Origin of the sequence: Corynebacterium halotolerans, assembly GCF_050107895.1 — a bacterium.
Lineage (GTDB): Bacteria > Actinomycetota > Actinomycetes > Mycobacteriales > Mycobacteriaceae > Corynebacterium > Corynebacterium halotolerans_B.
The window spans coordinates 24,380-47,180 of record NZ_JBNILW010000006.1 but is presented as its reverse complement, the minus strand read 5'-3'; the positions used below and the strand labels follow the sequence as shown (position 1 = coordinate 47,180).

The following is a 22,801-nucleotide window of genomic DNA, read 5'->3' as shown; positions in this document are numbered from 1 at the left end:
GGCTCCGGCCGACCCCGCCCCGGACGCACCGTCACCACCTAGAATTGCTCCAATGACCCAGTCACAGCAGCAGTCCCTCGTCCTGCCGGAGCCCCAGGCCTGGCGGGCGCTGGTCGCGTTGTGCATCGGCTTCTTCATGATTCTGCTGGACCAGACCATCGTGGCGGTGGCCACCCCGGCCTTCCAGCAGGAGCTGGGCGCGTCGATGAACCAGGTGGTGTGGGTGACCTCCATCTACCTGTTGTTCGTCCTGGTGCCGATGCTCTTCACCGGCCGGCTGGGGGACCGGTTCGGGCAGCGCAATCTCTACCGCGTGGGCATGACGGTGTTCATCCTGGCCTCCCTGGCGTGTGGACTCGCGCCGACGGTTGAGGTGCTCATCGCCGCCCGTGCCGTCCAGGGAATCGGCGCGGCCATTCTGACCCCGCAGACCATGAGCGTGATCAACCGGGTCTTCGCCCGGGAGCGCCGCGGTGCGGCCCTGGGGGCGTGGGGCGCGGTCGGCGGCCTGGCGGGGGTGGTCTCGCCGACGTTGGGCGGGATGATCGTGGACTCGGTGGGGTGGCAGTGGATCTTCCTCATCAACATCCCGATCGGTATTGTCTCTCTGGTGCTGGTGACGCTGTGGGTACCGCATCTGCCCCGGCACGTCCGGCGTATCGACGCCCCGAGCGTGCTGGTGTCGCTGGTGGCGATGGGTGCGCTGGTCTTCGGTATCCAGCAGGGACCGGAACTGGGCTGGCCCTGGTGGATCTGGGTGTTGCTGGTGGCCGGTGGCGCGGGCCTGTTCGGGTTCCTGCGCCTGCAGCGCACCGCCGCCGCCCGCGGATCCGAGCCGCTGATCCCACTGTCGATCTTCCGCAACCGCAACTTCTCCCTCGGCGCGTTCTCGATCGCCACCATGGGCTTCACGGTGTCGTCGATGATGCTGCCGATCATGTTCTACCTCCAGGACGGCCAGGGTCTCAGCGCGCTGCAGGCGGGGTTGATGATGCTGCCCATGGCGGGACTGTCGATCGTCCTCTCCCCGCTGGTGGGCCCGCTCGCCGACAAGCTGCACCCCCGGATCCTGTCCATGGCGGGCTTCGGGGCGATGGCGGCGTCCCTGCTCGGGGTGTCGTTGGTCATGCGGGCCGGGGAGAGCATGTGGTGGTTCCTGGTTCCGGTGGTGGTCATGGGTTTCGGCCAGTCCCTCGTGTGGGCGCCGAACTCGGCGACGGCCATGCGGACGGTGGACACCACGCACATGGGCGCGGCGTCGGGGGTGTACAACACCGCCCGCCAGGTAGGGGCGGTCGCCGGCGCTGCGGCCGTCGGTGCCGCCATGCAGGCCGGAAGCATGGCCGCCGGGGTCAACGTCACGATGGCCAACGCCGTGCTGCTGCCCGGCCTCGCCCTGCTCGCCGGGTTCGTGGCGGTTTCCCGGTTCCGGGCCGAGGAGTACCCCGGGGAACCGGTTCCGGGCCGAGCGTGAAACCCCGGCCCCGACTACGATGAACGCCATGCGTATTGCGACTCTGACATCGGGTGGTGACTGTCCCGGATTGAACGCGGTCATCCGGGGAATCGTGCGGACCGCCAACGTGGAATTCGGTTCCACCGTCGTCGGCTACCAGGACGGCTGGGCCGGCCTGATGGAGGACAAACGCGTCCAGCTCTACGACGACGAGACCATCGACCGCATCCTGCTCCGTGGCGGCACCATCCTGGGGACCGGCCGGCTGCACCCGGACAAGTTCAAGGCCGGCCTGGACCAGATCAAACGCAATCTCGAGGCCGCGGAGATCGACGCCCTGATCCCGATCGGCGGCGAAGGCACCCTCAAGGGCGCGAAATGGCTCGCGGACAACGGCGTCCCCATCGTCGGGGTCCCCAAGACCATCGACAATGACGTCAACGGCACCGATTACACGTTCGGCTTCGACACCGCCGTCGCCGTGGCCACCGACGCCATCGACCGGCTCCACACCACCGCGGAATCGCATAACCGGGTGATGATCGTGGAGGTCATGGGGCGCCACGTCGGCTGGATCGCGCTGCACGCCGGGATGGCCGGCGGCGCGCACTACACCGTCATCCCGGAGTTCCCCTTCGACATCAACGAGATCTGCAAGAAGATGGAACGCCGCTTCCAGATGGGGGAGAAGTACGGCATCATCGTCGTCGCCGAGGGGGCAGAGCCCAAGGAAGGCACCCTGCAGTTCAGCGAGGGGGAGGAAGACCAGTTCGGCCACCGGACCTTCACCGGCATGGGACAGGTCATCGCCGATGAGGTGCACAAGCGGCTGGGGCAGGATGTGCGCACCACCGTGCTCGGCCACATCCAGCGCGGCGGTACCCCGACCGCCTTCGACCGCGTCCTGGCCACCCGCTACGGCGTGCGCGCCGCCCGGGCCTGCCACGAGGAACAGTTCGGCAAGGTGGTCGCCCTGCACGGCGAGAGAATCGAGATGATCACCCTGCAGGAGGCCGTCGGCGAGCTCAAACGGGTTCCTGAACGCCGTTACAACACCGCCCAGGCCGTCTTCGGCTGATCCCCGTCGTGCTCCACCACCGCGCCGCCGACTAGAGTTTCCGGCAGGAAACTGCGCGGTAGCCCCGACCCTCCGGTCAGTCCCACCCCGCGCCGACCCGGCGAGGCACCGCCGCCACCTTTCCGGCCTCCTGCCCGTCACCGTCCGCCGCCAGTTTTCCCTCGTGACCCGACAACTGACACTGCACGGAAAGACGACACACATGAGTGACACAACAACACGGACGGCCGCGGCACCGTCCCCCACCTCGCGTGATGACCGCGCCGCCTACATCGCGGCCCTGGGATTCCCGGTCCTGGTCATCCTCGGGGGCCTGATCGGCTTCGGCGCCTCAGCGGCGGTGCTCAACCTCTCCGGGTGGGTGAACCCGCTGCTCGGGGTGGTGATGTTCGGCATGGGACTGACCCTGAAACCGGTCGATTTCGCCCTGGTGGCCAAACGCCCGCTGCCGGTCATTCTAGGCGTCATCGCCCAGTATGTGATCATGCCGCTGACCGCCCTGCTGGTGGTCTGGGTCCTCCAGCTGCCCGCGGAGATCGCCGCCGGCGTCATCCTGGTCGGGTGTGCACCGGGTGGCACCTCCTCCAACGTCGTGTCCTACCTGGCCCGCGGCGACGTCGCCCTGTCTGTGACGATGACCTCGGTCTCCACATTGCTGGCGCCGATTTTCACGCCGCTGCTGACCCTGTGGCTGGCCGGACAGTACATGCCGCTGGACGCGGGGTCGATGGCGCTGTCCATCGTCCAGGTGGTGCTCATCCCGGTGATCGCCGGTCTGGCGGTGCGGGTGTTCCTGCCCCGTCTCGTCGAGGCGATACTGCCGGCCCTGCCCTGGATCTCCGTGATCGCGATCTCCATGATCGTGGCCATCGTCGTGGCCGGTTCCCGGGACAGCATCGTGGAGGCCGGACTGCTGGTGCTCGTCGCCGTCATCCTCCACAACGGTTTCGGCTACCTGTTGGGGTACCTCACCGGCCGGATCACCGGTCAGCCGGTCCCGTCCCGGCGCACCCTCGCCATCGAGGTGGGCATGCAGAACTCCGGGCTGGCCGCGGGCCTGGCCGCCCAGTACATGTCCCCGATGTCCGCCCTGCCGGGCGCCATCTTCTCCGTCTGCCACAACCTCTCCGGCGCCATTCTCGCCGCCCTGTGCCGTGGGGCCGACCGGCGCCGCGCCGCCCGCGGTTCTGTGGGCCAGGATGACTGAAAGCCCTGGCCAGCGGGCAGTAGGCTGACGGGAAAAGAACGGCCCGCGGGCGTCGGGCAGTCGACCGGCGGGAACACCTCCGACGGGAAGGCCCGGGGCAATGAACCGGATGGCCTGTCAACGAGGTCCAGGAACACTTCGCGTTCATGGGCTCCTTCACCGGGAAGCTGCGGAAGACCGGGGAATACGTGGACCGCCGCGCCCTGGCTCCCGCAGCCGAGCTCGTCTGCACCGGCGTGGGCGGCACGGCGCGGGGCCCGCGAAGTGGCCGCGGAACTGTCCGCCGCGCCAGGGGCGGGCGGGTCCCCTGTCGGGGAGGGGCTGGAGCTGCGGCCCTTTCTGGGCGGGGGCTGACACCGCGGCAACCCGATGACGGCGCTGCCCGGGCAGTCGGGTTAGAATCTGGCACATGACTGCCGCCACGTATGACCTGATGGACTTCGATGAGGTCCTCGAGAAATTTGATCCCGTCCTGGGCCTTGAGGTCCACGTCGAACTGGGCACGGAGACCAAGATGTTCTCCGCCAGTTCCGCTCACTTCGGTGCGGCACCGAACAGCAACGTCGATCCGGTCTCCCTCGGCCTGCCCGGGGCGCTGCCGGTGGTCAACGCCAAGGGCGTCGAATGGGCCATCAAGATCGGCCTGGCCCTGAACTGCTCCATCGCCGAGTCCTCCCGCTTCGCCCGGAAGAACTACTTCTACCCGGACCAGCCGAAGAACTACCAGATCTCCCAGTACGATGAGCCGATCGCCTATGACGGTTACCTGGACGTCGTCCTCGATGACGGCACCGAGTGGCGCGTGGAGATCGAGCGCGCGCACATGGAGGAGGACACCGGGAAGCTGACCCACCTGGGGGGCACCTCCGGCCGCATCCACGGCGCCACCGCCTCCCTGGTGGACTGCAACCGTGCGGGGATCCCGCTGATCGAGATCGTCACCAAGCCCATCGAGGGTGCCGGCGAGCGCGCTCCCGAGGTCGCGCGGGCCTATGTGACCGCGCTGCGTGAGCTGGTCAAGGCCCTCGGTGTCTCCGATGCCCGCATGGACCAGGGCTCCATGCGCGTGGATTCCAACGTCTCCCTGCGCCCGGTGGGCACCGAGCCCTTCGGCACCCGCACCGAGACCAAGAACATCAACTCCCTGAAGTCCGTGGAGCAGGCCGTCCGCTTCGAGATGCAGCGCCAGGCGCAGGTGCTCACCGACGGCGGCACGATCGACCAGGAGACCCGCCACTACCAGGAGACGGACGGCTCGACCTCCAAGGGGCGGCCGAAGGAGACCGCCGAGGACTACCGTTACTTCAACGATCCGGACCTGCCGCCCGTGATCGCACCGAAGGAGTGGGTCGAGGAGATCCGCGAGACCCTGCCGGAACTGCCGTGGATCCGCCGCGCGCGCATCCAGGAGGAATGGCAGCTGGGCGACGCCGAGATGCGCGACCTGGTCAACGCCGGTGCCCTCGAGTTGATCATCGCGACCGTCGAGGAGGGGGTCACCCCGGACGAGGCCCGTGCCTGGTGGGGCAACTACCTCGCGGCGAAGGCCAAGGAAGACGGCCGGGAGCTCGACACCCTGCCGATCACCCCGGCACAGGTCGCCGAGGTCGTGGGACTGGTCAAGGACGGCAAGCTGACCACCAAGCTGGCCCGCAAGGCAGTCGACGGCGTGCTCGCCGGTGAGGGCGATGTGGCCACGGTGGTCCGGGACCGCGGCCTGGAGGTCGTGCGTGACGACGGCGCGATCGAGGCCGCCGTGGACGAGGCGCTGGCCGCCAACCCGGACATCATTGAGAAGTACCGGGCCGGCAACAAGAAGGTCACCGGGGCCATCGTCGGTGCCGTGATGAAGTCGACCAAGGGCAAGGCCGATCCGGCCCAGGTCAACAAGCTGATCGCGGAGAAGCTGAAGTAACTGCGGAGAGCGCTACGGCGCCCCGGGGCCACGTGCCCCGGGGCGCCGTTTTCCGTGGGGCACCGGATCCCCGAAGCACCACATGGCCGGGAGGGGAGACACGCTTCCAGGGCCACATTAGTTGACGTGGCAACTAATGTCCCCTGGGGTGGAGGCTGTAGAAAGTTGAAGCTGAAAGTAAAGGGGCAAGACATGATTCTCTCGGAAGATCAGCAGCTCGGGCAGGCCACCAAGCTGGGGAGCGGTACCGGCATGGACGCGGTCACGCTGCGCGTGGGGGACCTGGAGAACATGTCCTCCTACTACACGCAGGCCCTGGCTCTGGAGCCGATGGCGGAAAAAGTCGCCAACAATGCCACCAGCGAGGTTCACCGGGTGCTCGGGCGCGGCGGGGTACCGTTCATCCGCCTGATCGCGACGCCGGATCTGCCGCCGGTTGATCGCCGCCAACCGGGTCTGTACCACACCGCGTGGTTGTTCCCGGACCGCGCGGGGCTGGCCGCCACCGTCTACCACGCCGCCCGGGGCCCGCGGAGCCGCTATGTGGGAGCCTCCGACCACCTGGTCAGCGAGGCCTTCTACTTCACGGACCCGGAGGGCAACGGCATCGAGCTCTACATCGACCGCGACCGCAGCGAGTGGATCTACAGGAACGGCGAAGTGGCGATGGACACCATCGGCATCGATCCGAACGCATTCCTTTCCGAGCACCTGACGGAGGATGCCGTCGACCATGCGGGCCGGTTGCCCGGAATGGTCGGCCACGTCCATCTCCAGGTCGGGGACATCGGTCGGGCCCGGGAATTTTACGTGGACGCCCTCGGTTTCGAGGCGACCCTGACGGGTCTTCGTGGCGCGCTGTTCGCTTCCGCGGGCGGCTACCACCACCACGTGGCCATGAATACCTGGCACAGCCGCGGGGCCGGGCCCCGGGCGGCCACGCTCGGCCTCGGCAATGTCGCCGTGAGCGTGTCCGGCCGGGACGAGCTCGACGCCCTGGGCACGCGGTTGCGCGACCGCGGCCTGCAGTTCCGGGACCACGGCAACACCATCAGCGTCGATGACCCGTGGGGCACGGTAGTGGATCTCTCGGTCACCGGCGCGGATGCGAGCGAGCTGCTGGCACGCTGACCGCCGGCGGGGAATCGCCGCCCGGGGCGTCGATAAGCCTCAGAACAGCGGGCGGAGTGAGGCCCCTACCTGAACCAGAGTGCCACGGAGCCGACGGCAAGCACGACCGCGACCACCAGCTGCACCAGGGCCCATCCGCGGGCCAGGAAGGGCTGCGGTGGGACGTGTCCGGACACCTCCCCGTTCCCAGGGGTCGATACGACCTTCCCCGGGAGCAGGATGTGGGGCATGAGCAGCACGCTGACCACGGTGAACACCGCGATGATGACGAAGGTGTTGCCCCAGGGCTGCATCCACAACGCCCAGTCGAGCTCCCGGTCCTGCGTATTCGGCAGGTTCCAGTGGGGCTGCAGGAGGCTGCAGGAGACCGTCAGAACGAGCACCCCACCCGCCAGGGCCCGGGCCACCCGGTCACCGCTGGCCCTGGTCCGCCAGACCGCTGCCCCCAGCACAATCGCGAGGGGGACCAGCCACACCCAGTGGTGCGACCAGGACACCGGGGAGCAGACCAGTGCCACGAGTGAATTGAGCACGACGAGGCCGACGGCGGACCCGCCTGGGGTCGCGGCGGCGCGGTGCACACGCACCATCGCCGCGATGATGCCGGCGAGTGCCAGCACCACCAGGACCAGCCACACCGGATCCACGACGTCCTCGGGTAGCACCCGGAACAGCAGCCCCTGGATGGACTGGTTCGCCGTGTAGGCGAGACCACCGATGCGCCCGGTGTCGCTGAGCGTGTCCAGCCAGTAGGTCCACGACAGGGCGGGGTTGACGGCAGCGGCCGCGAGGGTGAAAGCCACGCCGGAACCCACGGCGGTGGCCGCACCGCGCCAATCGCGGCGGACCAGGAAATAGAGGATGAACACCGCTGGCGTCAGCTTGACCGCGGCAGCCAGTCCGATGAACACCCCCCGCGGGAGCCATGGCCGGCGCGTCAGGGTGTCCACCAGTACAACTGTCATCAACAGCACATTGATCTGGCCGAAACTGAGGGTTTCCCGCACCGGTTCAAAGAGCAGCGCGACCGGCAGCAGCCAGGTGGCCAGGGTCCGGTGATCGGCGGCGGATCGTCCCGGGGTGCAGTGGCGCAGGACGATGACCATGCACCACCACAGAAGGGCGGCGGTGACCAGGGTCCACAATGCCGCGCCGACCATCAGCGGAAGCCACGTCAGGGGAATGAACAGGATCGCGGCCAGCGGCGGGTAGGTGAAGGGCAGCGTGATCCCGCGGACTTCATAGCTGCGCGTGTAGAGGTTGTCCCCGGCGAGCAGCGCCTGCGCGCCTTCCCGGTACACGTGGAAATCAATGTGATAGCGCAGTACCTCTCCGGCGGTGCCGGGGAAGATCCCCGCGCCAAAAACCCAGGGTGCCAGCACCGCAAGGGCGGCGATCACCGCCACCATCGTGCCTGCCCGGTGGCGGGGGCTGCTTAACCGTGGCTTCGGGGTGCCGGCGGTGCCGATGGTCGGGGAGAGGTTCACACGCACAGGACGAAACTATACCGGGGTGGGGTCAACACGCGGTCACTGAGAGGCGGTGGGGACCAGTGCCGCCCGGAACCAGGCCGGGGCGGTACCGGATCCGCAGCGTGGACAGTCCCCGGCGGGGTGTCGCTGAGTGCGGTGCTCCCGCGCGATCGGGCGTGTCCGGGCACAATGGGGCCCATGACCTACACACCTGCTGATGACCGATACGACTCCATGCAGTACCGCCGGGTGGGCCGCGCCGGGCTGAAACTGCCCGCCATCTCCCTGGGGCTCTGGCACAACTTCGGCGACGACAAGCCCCTGGCCACCCAGCGCGCGATCATCCGCCGCGCCTTCGACCGCGGAGTCACCCACTTCGACCTCGCCAACAATTACGGGCCCCCGCCCGGATCCGCGGAGCGCAACTTCGGCCGGATCCTCCGGGAGGACTTCTCCGGCCACCGCGACGAAATGATCATCTCCTCCAAGGCGGGCTGGGATATGTGGCCCGGCCCCTACGGCTTCGGTGGATCACGGAAGTACCTGATGGCCTCCCTCGACCAGTCACTGGAACGACTCGGCGTGGACTACGTGGACATCTTCTACCACCACCGGCCGGATCCGGACACCCCGCTGGAGGAGACGATGTACGCGCTGCGTGACATCGTGGCCTCCGGCAAGGCCCTGCACGTGGGCATCTCCTCCTATGGCCCGGAGTTGACCACCGAGGCGGCGGAACTGATGGCGGAGGAGGGCTGCCCGCTGCTGATTCACCAGCCCAGCTATTCGATCCTCAACCGCTGGGTCGAGGAGCCCGGAGAGGGCGGGGACTCCCTGCTGACCGCGGCCGCCGACAACGGCCTCGGCGTCATCGCCTTCTCCCCGCTCGCGCAGGGGCTGCTGACCGACCGCTACCTGAACGGCGTGCCGGGGGATTCCCGCGCCGCCGCGGGAAAGTCACTGCATGAGAGCATGCTCAGCGAGGCCAACCTGGAGATGGTGCGCCGGCTCAACGACATCGCGCAACAGCGCGACCAGTCCCTGGCACAGCTGGCCCTGGCCTGGGTGCTCCGTGAGCAGGGGGAGTACGGCGGAGAGACCGTGACCAGCGCGCTGATCGGAGCGTCCTCCGTGGCGCAGCTGAACACCAATCTGGACGCTCTGAACAATCTGGAGTTCAGCGCGGCAGAGCTGGCGGAGATCGAGCAGATCGCCCATGACGGCAACATCAACATCTGGGCCGGGGCCACGGCCTCGAAGCGGCGCGAGCAGAACTGACGCGGCAGCTCGTGGGCGTGGCGCGGGGAGCGTGAAACCGCCGGACTTCGGTGTGCTACATGGTCACCAGCTTGACCACCAGACCCACGAGGATCACGCCGAAGCAGAGATTGAGCACGCGCCAGACCTTGGGGTTGGACAGTGGCCGGGACAGCGCACCGGCGCCGTATCCCACACCGGTGAACCAGACCAGACTGGCGAGCAGGCAGCCGCCGATGAACAGCCACCGGCCCATGTCACCGTACTGGCTGGCGATTCCGCCGACCATGACCAGGGAATCCAGGTACGCGCCGGGGTTGAGCCAGGTGAGCGTGACCGCCGCAAGCATCGGCTTGACCCAGGTGTGGCGGGTGCGTAGCTGCGGGAGCTGCAACCGCGGCAGCGTCCGTTCCCGGGTCTTGAGGGCGACGCCGCCACCGCCCGCACCGCCGTCCACTTCCGGCCGTTCCCGCTCGCGCGGCTCACTGTCCTCGATGACGGTGGCACCCCCGGAGCGGGGGCGGAGCGCGTCCCGGAGGGATCTGAGAGCGAACCAGGCGAGATAGACCGCTCCGGCCCACCGCAGGATGTCGAGGAAGAGGGGGAAGGACTCGGTCAACACTCCGACCCCCAGGACCCCGGCGGTGAACAGGATGACGTCAGAGATGAGGCACACCAGAATCACCGCCGTAATACCCTCACGACGGATTCCCTGCTTGATCAGCAGAATATTCTGTGGCCCCATCGCAACGATCAGGGACATACCGAGAAGAAAACCCGCGAGCACAATGGACATGACCCCACTCTCTCGCTGCGCCCGGTTTAAGTAAACATAAACCATCTAACCTCGGTGAAGGAGAGCTTCATTTTTCCGCCGCGGCACGCCGTTCCCTCGGGCTCCGCCGTGTGCTCTGAGGAAACGGGTGGGAAAGATCATATGTTCCGCGGTGAGGAGCTGACCGCATGGGGTGTGAAGATCCCCCGGTCCCCGCCTCGGAATGCGTCAGCAGACCGGTGCTCCAGTCCTTGGCGCATAAGAAATGCTTCATTAATTTTGAGTGCGGTAGCCTGGCTTCATGAATCCGCATCACCTGCAGACTCTGCTCGCTATCCTGGATGAGGGAAGCTTCGAGGGGGCGGCCGGAGCGCTCGGGATTTCACCCTCGGCCGTCAGCCAGCGGGTCAAGGCGATGGAGAAGGAGGCCGGCCGCGTGCTGGTACGGCGCACCACTCCCGTGGGGGTGACGGAGGCGGGGGAGATCCTGGTTCAGTCGGCCCGGCGGATGTCACTGCTGCAGGCCGAGACGGATGCCCAGCTGCGCGGCCGCCTGGGGAGGGTGCCGCTCGCGGTGGCCGTCAACGCCGACTCCCTGGCCACCTGGTTCCGGCCGGTGCTCGCAGCCGCGGCCCACTGGGGCGAGGCGGCGCTGCGGTTGCGCCTGGAGGATGAGGCCCACACCCAGATCCTGCTGCGCCGCGGCGATGTGCTCGGTGCCGTCACCCGGGATGCCACGCCGGTGTCCGGCTGCGAGGTCATTGAGCTGGGGCGGATGCGTTATCTCGCGGTCGCCACCGCGGAGTTGCGCAGCCGCTACAGCACGGTCGAGGGGGTGGACTGGGCCCGGTTACCGGCCCTGCGCTTCGGCCCCAACGATGTTCTGCAGGACGCGGACTTGGACGGCCGCCTGGCCCCGGAGGTGCGGCGGCGCCGGCGCGTCAGCCATGTGCCCTCCTCGGAGGCCTTCGTGGAGGCGGCCCGGGTCGGCCTCGGTTGGGCGCTGCTGCCGGAGGCCCAGGCATCGCCGCTGCTGGAGACCGGCGAACTCGTGCGCCTTGATGATCGCGTGCTCGAGGTTCCGCTGCACTGGCAGCGCTGGCGGCTGGAGTCCGTCCTGCTGGACCAGCTCACCGACGCCGTGGTGACGGCGTCGGCGGTGCTCGACCGGCCCCGCTAGCTGTGGGTGCCCGCCTCGGCGGCGCTGCGACCCCGGGTGGGGGCGATGCCTTCGGCAGTCAGCGGGTTCTTGACCTGCTCGCCTTCCTTGACCGGCCCGGGAGGGGTGGCGCCCTCGGCGAAGGGGGACCCGCCCAGGGCCTCCCGGCCGTGCTCGGTGGTGAGTCCGGACAGGTCGGGCCCCACGGGCACGATCTGGGTCGGGTTCACCTCCTTGTGGACGATGAAGTAGTGCTCCTTGATCTCGGTGAGATCGGTGGTGTCGCCGAATCCCGGCGTCTGGTACAGGTCCCGCAGGTAGCCCCACAGGTTGGGCAGCTCCACGATCTTGTTGCGGGAGGCCTTGAAGTGGCTGTAGTAGACGGCGTCGAAACGCACGAGGGTGGGGAAGAGGTAGATGTCGGCCAGGGTGATGTGCTCGCCCACCAGGTAGCGCCGGGTGCTCAGGCGTTCCTCGAGCCAGTCCAGCGCGGTCCAGAGCCGGTGGTAGGCGTCCTCGTAGGCGTCCTGGGAGCCGGCGAAACCGGCGCGGTAGACACCGTTGTTGACCTCCGTGTAGATCCGCCTGCCCACGGTGTCGATCTCCTCGCGCAGCTCCTCCGGATAGAGGTCCGGGGCGCCGGTGCGGTGGAACTCGGTCCACTCGTTGTTGAAGTCGATCGGGATGGAGGGGAAGTCGTTGGTCACGACCTTCTTCGTGGGCACCTCGACGATCGCCGGCACGGTGATGCCACGCGGGTAGTCGGGGAAACGGTTGAAGTAGGCGTCCTGCAGGCGCGGCACACCCAGCACGGGATCCACGCCGTCCGGGTCCAGATCGAAGGTCCAGGAGCGCTTGTCGTGGGTGGGGCCGGTCAACCCCAGGGACAGGGCGTCCTCCAGGCCGAGCAGCCGGCGCGTGATGACTGTCCGGTGGGCCCAGGGGCAGGCCCGCGCGGCGACCAGGCGGTAGCGCCCGGCTTCCACGGGCCAGTGGAAGGTTCCGTCCGATTGTTGTTCGGGAGAGGAGCCGGCCGGTAGGCTGGCGACGATGTGGTCGTTGATGTAGGTGGTGTCGCGGACGAATTCTCCGTCCGGGGAGGCGTTCTCCGGATCGCCCGCCCAGTCCTGGTTCTGTGCGCTCATGCCGTGCTCCTTTTTTGTATGACGTGTCAACAATTGTACCCTCCCGGAACCGGATCCGCCAGTGGCATCTGTCCGCGCAGCACTCCCGGGCGGCCTCCCGGGCCGGGGTTCGGGGAGAAAACGGTGACAAGACGGGTTGAATGGCCTCGGGGTGCTGCCCCAGGGAGACGAGAATGCCGCCGGAAGGAAAGACGCGGCCAGATAACATTTCGACTTCCAAATCCACCGGCACGCGCCGTGAATCTCAAGTGGAGGTGTAAATTCACCTACTCTGGCAGGCATGAGCGACAACGACAAAACCCCCAAACCGGACCGCGCCGGTGCCGACGACTTCGACGTGCCCACCTACTCACCGGGCAAGGCTGAGGGCGACCGGACCAGTGACAATCTCTATAACCGCACCGGTCGGGCGGCCCCCCAGAATATTCCCCCGAAGCAGTCCGCGGACCGCTCCGGTGGGGCGACGGCCGCGAGCGCCGCCGGCGGTTCCGGCAGCGCGGAGACCACCGCCTTCTCGGTGCCCGGGAAGAACGCCGACGCCGAGAAACCGGCGGGGCAGGATCCCCAACCACTGCGTTCCGACGCCCCGACCACCGCCTTCGACCGGTCGGATCGGTCCGCACCGTCCTCCGGTTACGCCGACACCGATTTCGCACCGGTGGACAACTCCGTGTTCACCGAGCCGACGCCACAGCCGACTCCGCAGCCGACGAACCCGACGCAGTTCGAGGACCGGCCGACGGACACCGGGACCGGAGCGACGACCGCGGGAGCGGCTACTGCCGGGGCCGGCGCGGGTGCTGGCGCAGTCGGCCTCGCTCAGGCGGACGACAGGGCGGGACGCGAGGGCGCCGTCGCGGAGCCGCGCGAGCACCGCCGCGGCACCATCGACTTCGGGCTGCTGGTCATCCGCCTGTTGCTCGGCGTCTATCTGGTACTGGTCTCGGTGGCCACGTTCTTCCAGCTCGGCGGCTCGCCCGGCCTCTCGGACCTGCAGAACGAGTACAGCGCCTACACGGTGCCGGACATTCTGGCCATCGTCGTGCCTTCGCTGCAGCTGTTCGCGGGTGTCTTCCTGATCTTCGGCCTCATCACGCCGCTGTTCGCCGCCCTGGCGACCATCGTCACGTCCTTCACCGCCTTGCACGCCCTGACCGACAGCGGTGCTGGCCTCAACGTCTTCGCCTGGGAAGCAGATGTCATGCTCTCGGTGGTGCTGTTGGTCATCTCCCTGGCGCTGCAGTTCACCGGCCCCGGCCTGTACTCCTTCGACTTCGGCCGCCGGTGGGCCCGCCGTCCGCTGGTCTCCTCCTGGATCTTCGTGGTCCTCGGTATCGCCGGTGCGGTGGCCCTCTGGTGGTTCGGCGCGGGGGTCAACCCGCTGAACTGATGGCCCTTCCTTATATCTCGCTCTACCGACAATGCCCTGCGGGCCCGGTTCCACACCAGGAACCGGGCCCGCAGGGCATCTGTGTCAGGCGGTCGCGCGGTCCCGCACGGCGTCTCCCGTGATCGGCGGGATGCGCCGGGTCAACCACCACATCCCCACGAGGAACAGCAGGCCGAGCCAGACGAAATCGGAGACCAGGATCTTCTGCCAGACGGCGAGGGTGAAAACGTCGACGCCGTCCCCGAACCACCACTTCGGCGGGACAGTGACCACCAGCACCGCCCACACCCCGAGCACCGTCCCCAGGAAGATCCGGGCGCCACCGCGGGGAGCCCGCGCCAGCAGCCGCCACGCCATGACCGGCAGCAGGATACCCAGCCACACCCAGTGGTGCGACCAGGACACGGGGGAGATCAGCAGCATGACCACCGCGTTGACCAGCCACGCCTCCACCTGCATGCCCCGGCGGAACAACCGCAGCATGAGCAGGGCACCGCAGATGACGGTCAGCACCACCAGCAGCAGCCAGATGATGTTGAGCAGGGTGCCGTTGGCGTCCATGGCCTCCCTGGTGTCGAAGAAGCGCATCACCATGCCCTTCAGCGAGCTGTTGGAGGTGTATGTCGAGTCCACCCCGAACTCCGAATCCGTTCCCATACCCAGCAGCACGACGGTGAAGTACTCCCACGTGGCGTCCCAGCGGGCCAGGGCGGCGAGGACGGTGACCACGATGCCGGAGGCCACCGCGGTGAGGATCGCCCGGAAGTCCTTGCGCAACAGGAAATACAGGAGCATGGCCGCCGGGGCGATCTTGATGGCTGCGGCGATACCGATCAGCCAGCCCTGCGGCAACCACCGCTTCCGGGGCACCAGGTCCAGCACCACCAACGCCATGAGCACCACGTTGATCTGCGCGAAGGAGGCGTTCAGCCAGATCGGTTCGATCGCGAGCGCCGCGGCCCAGGACACCGCGGCCGCGGCCCAGACCGTGCTCTTCGACGCCGTCCCCAGCAGCGCCCGGAACACCAGGTACAGGCACAGCAGCACCAGCAGCCCGGAGAGGACGATCATGATGTTGCCGGCCTGGTCATCGGTGAACAGATCGAAGGCGGTCAACGGGGTCAGCACCAGTGCACCGAAGGGCGGGTAGATGAAGGGCAGCAGGAGATCACCCGCGGCCATCGGTTGGGAGTACATCTCCCCGCCGGAGAGGAACTCGCGCACGCCGGCCCGGTAGATCGCCATGTCGACCGGGAAGTCGGTGAGCTGGGTGTGCCGGAACAGCAGTCCGAGCCCGGTCAACAGCCCGAGCACCGTCAGCACCCGGTGGATCAGTGGCAGCCTCCCGGCTGTCGCGGGACCTCCCGGGTCCGGGGCGGCGGTGGGTTCTGCGGCGTTAGTGTTCACCCATTAGAGGTTAGGAGGTTCGCGGGAGCAAGAACAAAACCCGCGCCGGTGGGCACGGGTTTTGCTTGGTGAGGAGGAGAAAAATCAGTCGACCTGGCGCACCGCACCCTTGTCGGCGCTGGTGGCCATCTTGGCGTAGGCGCGCAGGGCCTTGGTCACGGTGCGCTTGCGGGCCACCGGGGTCCACGGCTTCTCCCGGGACTCCATCTTCTCCCGGCGGCGGACGAGTTCGGCGTCGTCCACGTCCAGCGAGAGCTGGCGGTTGTGGACGTCGATGGTGATCTGGTCACCGTTTTCGATCAGACCGATCAGCCCACCGTGGGCGGCTTCGGGCGAGATGTGGCCGATGGACAGCCCCGAGGTACCGCCGGAGAAACGGCCGTCGGTGATCAGGGCACACTTCTTGCCCAGGCCGGCCCCCTTGAGGAAGGCGGTCGGGTGCAGCATTTCCTGCATGCCCGGGCCACCTGAGGGACCCTCATAGCGGATGACCACGACCTCACCGGCCTGGACCTCGCGCTTGAGGATCATGGACACGGCGGCTTCCTGGCTGTCGACCACGCGAGCCGGGCCGGAGAAGTGCCACAGTTCCTCCTCGATGCCGGCGGACTTGATGACCGCGCCGTCCGGGGCCAGGTTGCCGCGCAGGATCACCAGGCCGCCATCGGCGGTGAAGGCGTGCTCGACGTCGTGGATGCAACCGTTCGCGGCGTCGGTGTCCAGCTCGTCCCACCGGTTGGACTGGGAGAACGCCTCGGTGGTGCGGATCCCGCCGGGGGCGGCGTGGAAGAGTTCGAGGGCCTCCGCCGAGGTCGTGCCGGAACGGACATCCCAGGCGTCGAGCCATTCCGCCAGCGTGGCCGAGTGGATGGTGTGGACGTCCTCGTTGAGCTTGCCGCCGCGGTAGAGCTCACCCAGGATGGCGGGGATGCCGCCCGCGCGGTGGACGTCCTCCATGTGGTAGTCCGAGTTCGGCGCGACCTTGGACAGGCAGGGCACGCGCTTGGACAACTCGTCGATGTCGGAGAGCCCGAAGTCCACCTCGCCCTCCTGGGCGGCGGCCAGGATGTGCAGCACCGTGTTGGTGGAACCACCCATGGCCATGTCCAGTGCCATGGCGTTCTCGAAGGCGGCCTTCGTGGCGACGCCGCGGGGCAGGACCGACTCGTCCTCCTCACCGTAGTAGCGGCGGCACAGCTCGACGACAGTCTCGCCGGCCCGCTCGAAGAGCTCGCGGCGGGCGGAGTGGGTGGCCAGCGTGGAGCCGTTCCCCGGAAGGGAGAGGCCGAGGGCCTCGGTCAGACAGTTCATCGAGTTGGCGGTGAACATGCCGGAGCAGGAGCCGCAGGTCGGACACGCGGCTTCCTCGACCTGGGCCAGACCGGCGTCGGACACGGCGTCGGAGGCGGAGGCGGAGATGGCGGTGATCAGGTCGGTGGGGGCGTGGGCCACGCCGTCGACGACCACGGCCTTGCCGGCCTCCATCGGACCGCCGGAGACGAAGACGGCGGGGATGTTCAGTCGCATCGCGGCGTTGAGCATGCCCGGGGTGATCTTGTCGCAGTTGGAGATGCACACCATGGCGTCGGCGGTATGGGCGTTGACCATGTACTCCACGGAATCGGAGATGATCTCGCGGCTGGGCAGCGAGTAGAGCATGCCCGAGTGTCCCATGGCGATGCCGTCGTCCACGGCGATGGTGTTGAACTCCTTGGGCACGCCGCCGGCGGCACGCACCGCGTCGGCGACGATGTCACCGACGTTCTTCAGGTGCACGTGCCCGGGCACGAACTGGGTGTAGGAGTTGACGATCGCCACGATCGGCTTGCCGAACTCGTGCTCCTGGGTGCCGGTGGCCCGCCACAGGGAGCGGGCTCCGGCAGCGTTGCGGCCGACGGTGGTGACTTTGGAACGAAGGGGGATCAAGGCGGTGTGCTCCTGGGAAACGGGCGTGAAGAGGAAGACCGGGGAAGGCCAACCTCGGGAAATCAGGACCGGGGGTCGGTGTCCGGGGTGTCGGCGGTGCCGGTTTCGGTCTGTTCGGCCGATTCAGCGGCGGCCTGACGGCGGGCCTTCTCGGCCTCGCGTCGGGCGTGCTCCTCCTTGGAGATGAGGGTGGGCTCGCCGTCGCGGTCATAGACCACGACCTTGTCGTCGGCGGCGATTCGACCTGCGGTCAGCACATCGGGGATCCGGCCGCGCGAGGCCTCCTGGAGGTGGGGCAGTGAGTTGAAGGTGACACCGGGCAGAGTGTGCTCCTGGCCGGACGTCGTCGACAGCAGTGCACGGGCGCGCTTGAAGGCGACGCCCGCGACGTCGTCCCAGGCGATGTGGCGCCTGCCGCGGAAGGCGTAGCGGATGTCGATGCCGTCCTCGCCGACCGTGGTCCGGGCCGTGAAGACCCAGTAGACGAAGGCGATCGGGAACAGCAGCAGCCAGACCAGATAGGGCGGATTGTGGCCGATCATGAGCAGAAGGATCAGGGTGATGACGAACGCCGCGAGAACATGGGTGCGCTCCGGTCGGAACGTATGCGTCTCACGTGCGGTCTCCGCCTGGTGGCCAGCCTTGGAACTCATGGCAGTAATAGTAGCCACCCGGCCCGCCGCCCCTAAATCCGGACCGGGCGGAGCCGGCGCCCGTGGGCCTAGAAGGTCGGTGCGGACTCGCCGGTCGCGGTGCCGGCGCCATTGGTCTGCCCGCCCGTGCCGGGCGTGGGCTCGACCTGCGGGCCCGGCTCAGCCGTCCCCAGCTGCGGGGCCTGGTTCTGCTGTGTCGGCTGTCCGGTTTCCGCGGTACCGGTCGCGCCCGTGGGCTCGGTACCGGGTTCCTGCTGCGGGGAGATGTCGGAACCTTCGGTCGGGGATGAGGTGCCCTCGGTGGGGAAGGTGGTGTCGGTCGGTTCCGAGGGCTCGGGCGTACCGGTGGGGGTAGTGGGTTCGGTGGGGCCGGTGGGTTCGGTGACGGTCGGCTCCTCTTCGGTGGGGGTGGTCTCGACCTGCTCGGCCCGCTGGTTCCGCTCCACCCAGTCCTCCGGCGGCTCAATTGCGAACACCCGCAGGAGCAGGAGAACGGCCAGCAGCGCCACCAGCACCGTGGTGGAGGCACGCACGCGGCCGTGCAGTGAGAGGATCCGCCGCCAGCGGCTCTGTTCTTCTTCCGGAACCTCGGTGGACGGTTCTTCCTCGTCCTCCTCTGCCGGGGACATGGTCTCGGACTTCGTGCGGGCGGGATCGCGTCCCTCCTCATCACTCAGGCCGGCCGGGACCTCGGGCATGTCCCCGGTCCCCGGGTTGACGGGCACGGGTGCGCGCAGCACTTCAGTGGGGGAGTCGTCCTCCCGCGCGCCGTCCGCGGGACTGATCCGCTCGGTGGCGGCGGTCTCCGTCGTGTCCTCCGGACGGTCGTAGGCGATGTCGATCAGCGGCGCGGCGGTCATCGCCTTCGAGGTGTCCTGGGACCGGCTCTGCGCCGGTGCCTCGGCGGTGGTCACCTCGTCCCGCAGCTCCCCGGAGACGGTGGTGGCCGAACCGTACTCGTCCCAGAACTCATCCAGGATCTCGGTGCGGACGGCACGTTCCACCATCCACTGGTTGCCGGCGGTTACCTGGATCATGAAGCGCATGTTCACCATCCAGGGCATGCCGACCACCGTCGGCGGGGTGATGTCCACGGCGGGCTGGACGTCGAGCTCACCGAGTAGCTCGGCGGCGATCTCGGGACGGGACAGGGCCCGGCGGGTGGCGGCCTCGGAGCGGTTGATCGCCTCGGTGGCATCGCTGGACCCCAGCAACGGCACCGGGATGACCACCACGGCGCGGGACCAGTAGTTGGAGGCGTTCACGCACACCCGGGCGGTGGAGTTCGGGATGATCACCGTCTCCTGGGCCAGGGTGCGGATGCGCGTGGCACGCATGGTCACCTGGATGATGGTGCCTTCCACCTCGATCCCGTTGCCCTCGAAGCGGACCCAGTCGCCCACGCCGAACTGTTTCTCCGTGAGGATGAAGAAGCCGGCGAGGAAGTCGGCGATGATCGACTGCGCGCCCAGGCCGATGGCGGCGGAAGCCACGGTCGCCGGGATCGCGGCACCGGTCAGCGAGAAGCCGAGGGTCTGCAGGAAGAGGACCGACAGCAGGAAGAAGGCGACCAGCTGACCGATGTAGACGGCCACGCCGGCGAAGGCCCGCTGGGTCTTGCCCTCGTCCGGACCGACCTCCTCCTCGTTCTTGTCGATCTGGCGGTTGATGAACCAGAGCACGAACCGGCCGACCCGGGGTATGAGCAGCGTGCACACAACGAGGATGGCGAGCGTCAGACCGGTGCCGGTCAACCACTCCCATCCAGCGGAGAGCAGGTATCTCAGTGACAACATAGTCCGTCATCCTAGTCCGGATCGACCACCTGTTCAGGGGGTGTCAATCTCCTGAGCCGTCGCTTTAACACGGTCGGGTCAGGGCCTGAGAATCGGCCATGCAACCGACCCTGACCAGGCACGCGGACGGGGCGGGCCGGGGATTGAACGGGTGATGGCCGGGTGTACCTGCCGGCACGGATTGTTGTGGAGTTCCGGGGGAGGGCCGTGTAGTGTCTGAACCATGATCATTATTCGACTTGTATCGGTACCCGCGCGGCGCCTGCCGTAACGGCTATACAAGTCGTCCCGACAAGCGCCCTCGACAGCACCCACCCACAGTGGCTGTTCGAGGGCGTTGTCATTGTGATCGTGGGATCCGAGCGGCGCACGTCGTGGTGGAAGAGTCCCAGACCGTGGTGACCTGTCGCTGCAGCCTCCCGGCGATCCCGGGGCCGGCGGGCGGTGGGACGCGATCCGGGCAAAACTTTGAGAACATGTGATCCTTCAAGAAAATTAGGAGACAGAAAGTCGTGAACGTGGCAGCTTCGCAACCGCCCACTCCGGCGACGGTCGCCCACCGCGGGCGCAGCGTCCCGGAGAAGATGACCGGCGCACAGGCCATCGTGCGCTCCCTCGAGGAGCTCGGCACCGATGTGGTGTTCGGCATTCCGGGCGGCGCTGTACTTCCCCTCTATGACCCGCTGTACTCGTCGGAGAAGTTGCGCCACGTCCTGGTCCGCCACGAGCAGGGCGCCGGCCATGCCGCCACCGGCTACGCGCAGGTCAACGGCCGCGTCGGCGTCTGCATCGCCACCTCCGGACCGGGTGCGACCAACCTGGTCACGCCGTTGGCGGACGCGAACCTCGACTCCGTCCCGATCGTCGCGATCACCGGGCAGGTGGGCACGGGACTGCTGGGCACCGACGCCTTCCAGGAGGCCGACATCCGCGGTGTCACGATGCCGGTGACCAAGCACAACTTCATGGTCACCGAGCCCAATGACATCCCGAAGGCGCTCGCCGAGGCGTTCCACCTGGCCTCCTCCGGCCGCCCCGGCCCGGTCCTGGTCGACATCCCCAAGGACGTCCAGAACGCCGAGGTCGACTTCGTCTGGCCCCCGACCATCGATCTGCCGGGCTACCGTCCGGTGACCACGCCGCACTCCCGCCAGGTCGCCCAGGCGGTCCGCCTGATCGCCGAGGCCAAGCGTCCGGTGCTCTACATCGGCGGTGGCGTCATCAAGGCCGACGCGCACGCCGAACTCCGGGAGTTCGCCGAGTACACCGGCATTCCCGTGGTCACCACGCTGATGGGGCTGGGTGCCTTCCCGGACTCCCACCCGCTGCACATGGGCATGCCCGGCATGCACGGCACCGTCCCGGCGGTCGGTGCCATGCAGAAATCGGATCTGCTGATCACCATCGGCGCGCGTTTCGACGACCGCGTCACCGGCGACGTCGAGAGCTTCGCGCCCGACGCCCGGGTCATCCACGCAGACGTCGACCCGGCGGAGATCGGCAAGATCCGTCCCGTCGACGTCCCGATCGTCGGCGACGCCCGGGAGGTGCTCGCCGCACTGCTGGACGAGTACCGTTCCGCCCGGGGCGTCGCAACGCCGCAGATCGGGGAGTGGATCGCCGAGCTGGGCGACCTCAAGGAGCGTTTCCCCCGCGGTTATGAGCGCTCGGACGACGGCATGCTGGAGCCCCAGTTCGTCATCGAGACGCTGGCCGAGCAGGTCGGCCCCGACGCGATCTACTGCGCTGGCGTGGGTCAGCACCAGATGTGGGCCGCCCAGTTCCTGAACTTCGAGCACCCCCGGACCTGGCTGAACTCCGGTGGGCTGGGAACCATGGGCTACGCCGTGCCGGCTGCTCTCGGCGCCAAGGCCGGTGCCCCGGACAAGGAGGTCTGGGCCATCGACGGCGACGGCTGCTTCCAGATGACCAATCAGGAGCTGACCACCTCCGCGGTTGAGGGCTTCCCGATCAAGGTCGCCGTCATCAACAACGGCAACCTCGGCATGGTCCGCCAGTGGCAGACCCTGTTCTACGAGGGCCGTTACTCCAACACCAAGCTGCGCGAGCAGAACGAGTACGTTCCGGACTTCGTCAAGCTGGCGGAGGCGCTCGGCTGCGTGGCCATCCGGGTGACGAAGGAGGAGGAGGTCATCCCCGCGATCCAGAAGGCGCGGGAGATCAACGACCGTCCGGTGCTGATCGACTTCATCGTCGGCGAGGACGCCCAGGTCTGGCCGATGGTCTCGGCCGGCTCCTCCAACTCGGATATCCAGTACGCCCGGGACCTGCGCCCCTTCTTCGATGACGAGGAATCTGCCGCCGAAACCCCGGAGGACATCCACGACGCCCTCGAGGCCCAGGCCGTCGAGCGCAACACCCAGGAGAACTAATGTCGAACACTGATATCACCCGCAACATCCTCAGCGTTCTGGTCGAAGACATTGAAGGCATCATCTCCCGTGTGTCTGCGATGTTCACCCGCCGTGGCTTCAACCTGGTTTCGCTGGTCTCCGCCAAGACCGAGACCCCCGGCATCAACCGCATCACCATTGTCGTCGATGCCGATGAGCTGCGGATCGAACAGATCACCAAGCAGCTGAACAAGATCGTCCCCGTGCTCAAGGTCGTCCGCCTCGACGATGAAACCACCATCGCCCGCGCGCTGATGCTGGTCAAGGTCGCGGCGGACGCCACGAACCGGCCGCAGATCGTCGACGCCGCGAACATCTTCCGCGCCCGCGTGGTCGACGTCGCCCAGGAGTCCGTGGTCATCGAGGCCACCGGCACCCCGGGCAAGCTGCGCGCGCTGCTGGACGTGCTCGAGCCCTTCGGCATCCGGGAACTGATCCAGTCCGGCCAGATCGCGCTGAACCGCGGTCCGAAGACGATGGCGCCCACCAGGTTCTAGCTGTCACCGGCCTGGCGCGGTTTCCGCGCCACCTCCCTGGAATCTCACCCAGTGAGATACGGAGGGGTGGGGTCGGAGATTTACCGGGAGGTTTCTGGAAATCGACCCCACCAACACCACGCA

At 67.8% G+C, this 22,801-nt stretch carries 17 protein-coding genes and 1 pseudogene; 11 read left to right on the top strand and 7 right to left on the bottom strand.

Going from position 1 to position 22,801, the window contains the following annotated elements:
• Positions 1-52 precede the first annotated feature (52 nt).
• The 6 genes and pseudogenes from ACQCVD_RS07490 to ACQCVD_RS07465 all read left to right on the top strand — a co-directional run bounded on the left by ACQCVD_RS07490 (position 53) and on the right by ACQCVD_RS07465 (position 6,787).
• On the top strand, positions 53-1,474 hold the full coding sequence (locus ACQCVD_RS07490) for a DHA2 family efflux MFS transporter permease subunit (RefSeq protein WP_426823112.1): 1,422 nt from the start codon (positions 53-55) through the stop codon (positions 1,472-1,474).
• A gap of 28 nt (positions 1,475-1,502) precedes the next feature.
• A complete protein-coding gene (locus tag ACQCVD_RS07485; RefSeq protein ID WP_426823111.1) occupies positions 1,503-2,534 on the top strand; it encodes a 6-phosphofructokinase in 1,032 nt (343 codons plus the stop codon).
• A gap of 202 nt (positions 2,535-2,736) precedes the next feature.
• Positions 2,737-3,741 (top strand): bile acid:sodium symporter family protein, encoded by a 1,005-nt coding sequence (locus ACQCVD_RS07480; RefSeq protein ID WP_426823110.1) that lies wholly within the window; start codon positions 2,737-2,739, stop codon positions 3,739-3,741.
• 255 nt (positions 3,742-3,996) lie between these two features.
• Positions 3,997-4,095: pseudogene (locus ACQCVD_RS07475) on the top strand (YciI family protein); the annotation flags it as partial.
• 55 nt (positions 4,096-4,150) lie between these two features.
• A complete protein-coding gene (gene gatB, locus ACQCVD_RS07470) occupies positions 4,151-5,656 on the top strand; it encodes an Asp-tRNA(Asn)/Glu-tRNA(Gln) amidotransferase subunit GatB (RefSeq protein WP_426823109.1) in 1,506 nt (501 codons plus the stop codon).
• Between the two features lie 192 nt (positions 5,657-5,848).
• Positions 5,849-6,787, top strand: a complete 939-nt coding sequence (locus tag ACQCVD_RS07465) for a VOC family protein (protein ID WP_426823108.1) — start codon at positions 5,849-5,851, stop codon at positions 6,785-6,787.
• A gap of 65 nt (positions 6,788-6,852) precedes the next feature.
• Here ACQCVD_RS07465 and ACQCVD_RS07460 read toward each other — a convergent pair whose 3' ends face one another.
• On the bottom strand, positions 6,853-8,280 hold the full coding sequence (locus ACQCVD_RS07460; protein WP_426823107.1) for a glycosyltransferase 87 family protein: 1,428 nt from the start codon (positions 8,278-8,280) through the stop codon (positions 6,853-6,855).
• A gap of 168 nt (positions 8,281-8,448) precedes the next feature.
• Between ACQCVD_RS07460 and mgrA the strand changes: the two genes are divergently transcribed.
• Positions 8,449-9,537 carry an L-glyceraldehyde 3-phosphate reductase gene (gene mgrA / locus ACQCVD_RS07455; RefSeq protein ID WP_426823106.1) on the top strand — a complete coding sequence of 363 codons (1,089 nt, stop codon included), beginning with the start codon at positions 8,449-8,451 and terminating at the stop codon, positions 9,535-9,537.
• A 55-nt stretch (positions 9,538-9,592) separates the two neighbouring features.
• Here the strand turns inward: mgrA and ACQCVD_RS07450 are convergent, their stop codons facing one another.
• Positions 9,593-10,312 carry a LysE/ArgO family amino acid transporter gene (locus ACQCVD_RS07450; RefSeq protein ID WP_426823105.1) on the bottom strand — a complete coding sequence of 240 codons (720 nt, stop codon included), beginning with the start codon at positions 10,310-10,312 and terminating at the stop codon, positions 9,593-9,595.
• Between the two features lie 280 nt (positions 10,313-10,592).
• On the opposite strand from ACQCVD_RS07450, the gene ACQCVD_RS07445 reads away from it, so the two are divergent.
• Positions 10,593-11,471, top strand: coding sequence for a LysR family transcriptional regulator ArgP (locus ACQCVD_RS07445; RefSeq protein WP_426823104.1), 879 nt, complete (start codon positions 10,593-10,595; stop codon positions 11,469-11,471).
• Here the strand turns inward: ACQCVD_RS07445 and ACQCVD_RS07440 are convergent.
• Positions 11,468-12,595 carry a glutathione S-transferase family protein gene (locus ACQCVD_RS07440; RefSeq protein WP_426823103.1) on the bottom strand — a complete coding sequence of 376 codons (1,128 nt, stop codon included), beginning with the start codon at positions 12,593-12,595 and terminating at the stop codon, positions 11,468-11,470. The two genes, ACQCVD_RS07445 and ACQCVD_RS07440, sit on opposite strands and share 4 nt — an antisense overlap.
• A 280-nt stretch (positions 12,596-12,875) precedes the next feature.
• On the opposite strand from ACQCVD_RS07440, the gene ACQCVD_RS07435 reads away from it, so the two are divergent.
• Entirely contained in the window at positions 12,876-13,985 is a 1,110-nt protein-coding gene (locus ACQCVD_RS07435; RefSeq protein WP_426823102.1) for a DoxX family protein, read from the top strand.
• An 84-nt stretch (positions 13,986-14,069) separates the two neighbouring features.
• Here the strand turns inward: ACQCVD_RS07435 and ACQCVD_RS07430 are convergent, their stop codons facing one another.
• From ACQCVD_RS07430 to ACQCVD_RS07415, 4 genes are all read right to left on the bottom strand, one after another.
• Complete coding sequence (locus ACQCVD_RS07430) at positions 14,070-15,392, bottom strand: glycosyltransferase family 87 protein (RefSeq protein ID WP_426823101.1); 1,323 nt, start codon at positions 15,390-15,392, stop codon at positions 14,070-14,072.
• An 84-nt stretch (positions 15,393-15,476) separates the two neighbouring features.
• Positions 15,477-17,318, bottom strand: a complete 1,842-nt coding sequence (gene ilvD, locus ACQCVD_RS07425; protein WP_426823100.1) for a dihydroxy-acid dehydratase — start codon at positions 17,316-17,318, stop codon at positions 15,477-15,479.
• 62 nt (positions 17,319-17,380) lie between these two features.
• Positions 17,381-17,971, bottom strand: a complete 591-nt coding sequence (locus ACQCVD_RS07420) for a PH domain-containing protein (protein WP_426823099.1) — start codon at positions 17,969-17,971, stop codon at positions 17,381-17,383.
• Between the two features lie 68 nt (positions 17,972-18,039).
• Positions 18,040-19,767, bottom strand: coding sequence for a mechanosensitive ion channel family protein (locus ACQCVD_RS07415; protein WP_426823098.1), 1,728 nt, complete (start codon positions 19,765-19,767; stop codon positions 18,040-18,042).
• Between the two features lie 512 nt (positions 19,768-20,279).
• Here ACQCVD_RS07415 and ACQCVD_RS07410 point away from each other — a divergent pair.
• Both ACQCVD_RS07410 and ilvN read left to right on the top strand, forming a co-directional pair.
• Positions 20,280-22,160 (top strand): acetolactate synthase large subunit, encoded by a 1,881-nt coding sequence (locus ACQCVD_RS07410; protein ID WP_426823097.1) that lies wholly within the window; start codon positions 20,280-20,282, stop codon positions 22,158-22,160.
• Positions 22,160-22,678: an acetolactate synthase small subunit gene (ilvN, locus tag ACQCVD_RS07405; protein ID WP_426823096.1), complete on the top strand. Its 519-nt coding sequence runs from the start codon at positions 22,160-22,162 to the stop codon at positions 22,676-22,678. Before ACQCVD_RS07410 ends, ilvN begins: the two co-directional genes overlap by 1 nt.
• Positions 22,679-22,801 lie beyond the last annotated feature (123 nt).

Excerpts from the sequence above, each read along its gene's own strand:
- ACQCVD_RS07490 (WP_426823112.1), top strand. The coding sequence starts at position 53 with ATGACCCAGTCACAGCAGCAGTCCCTCGTCCTGCCGGAGCCCCAGGCC.
- ACQCVD_RS07485 (WP_426823111.1), top strand. The coding sequence starts at position 1,503 with ATGCGTATTGCGACTCTGACATCGGGTGGTGACTGTCCCGGATTGAAC.
- ACQCVD_RS07480 (WP_426823110.1), top strand. The coding sequence starts at position 2,737 with ATGAGTGACACAACAACACGGACGGCCGCGGCACCGTCCCCCACCTCG.
- gatB (WP_426823109.1), top strand. The coding sequence starts at position 4,151 with ATGACTGCCGCCACGTATGACCTGATGGACTTCGATGAGGTCCTCGAG.
- ACQCVD_RS07465 (WP_426823108.1), top strand. The coding sequence starts at position 5,849 with ATGATTCTCTCGGAAGATCAGCAGCTCGGGCAGGCCACCAAGCTGGGG.
- mgrA (WP_426823106.1), top strand. The coding sequence starts at position 8,449 with ATGGGGCCCATGACCTACACACCTGCTGATGACCGATACGACTCCATG.
- ACQCVD_RS07450 (WP_426823105.1), bottom strand. The coding sequence starts at position 10,312 with ATGTCCATTGTGCTCGCGGGTTTTCTTCTCGGTATGTCCCTGATCGTT.
- ACQCVD_RS07445 (WP_426823104.1), top strand. The coding sequence starts at position 10,593 with ATGAATCCGCATCACCTGCAGACTCTGCTCGCTATCCTGGATGAGGGA.
- ACQCVD_RS07440 (WP_426823103.1), bottom strand. The coding sequence starts at position 12,595 with ATGAGCGCACAGAACCAGGACTGGGCGGGCGATCCGGAGAACGCCTCC.
- ACQCVD_RS07435 (WP_426823102.1), top strand. The coding sequence starts at position 12,876 with ATGAGCGACAACGACAAAACCCCCAAACCGGACCGCGCCGGTGCCGAC.
- ACQCVD_RS07420 (WP_426823099.1), bottom strand. The coding sequence starts at position 17,971 with ATGAGTTCCAAGGCTGGCCACCAGGCGGAGACCGCACGTGAGACGCAT.
- ACQCVD_RS07415 (WP_426823098.1), bottom strand. The coding sequence starts at position 19,767 with ATGTTGTCACTGAGATACCTGCTCTCCGCTGGATGGGAGTGGTTGACC.
- ilvN (WP_426823096.1), top strand. The coding sequence starts at position 22,160 with ATGTCGAACACTGATATCACCCGCAACATCCTCAGCGTTCTGGTCGAA.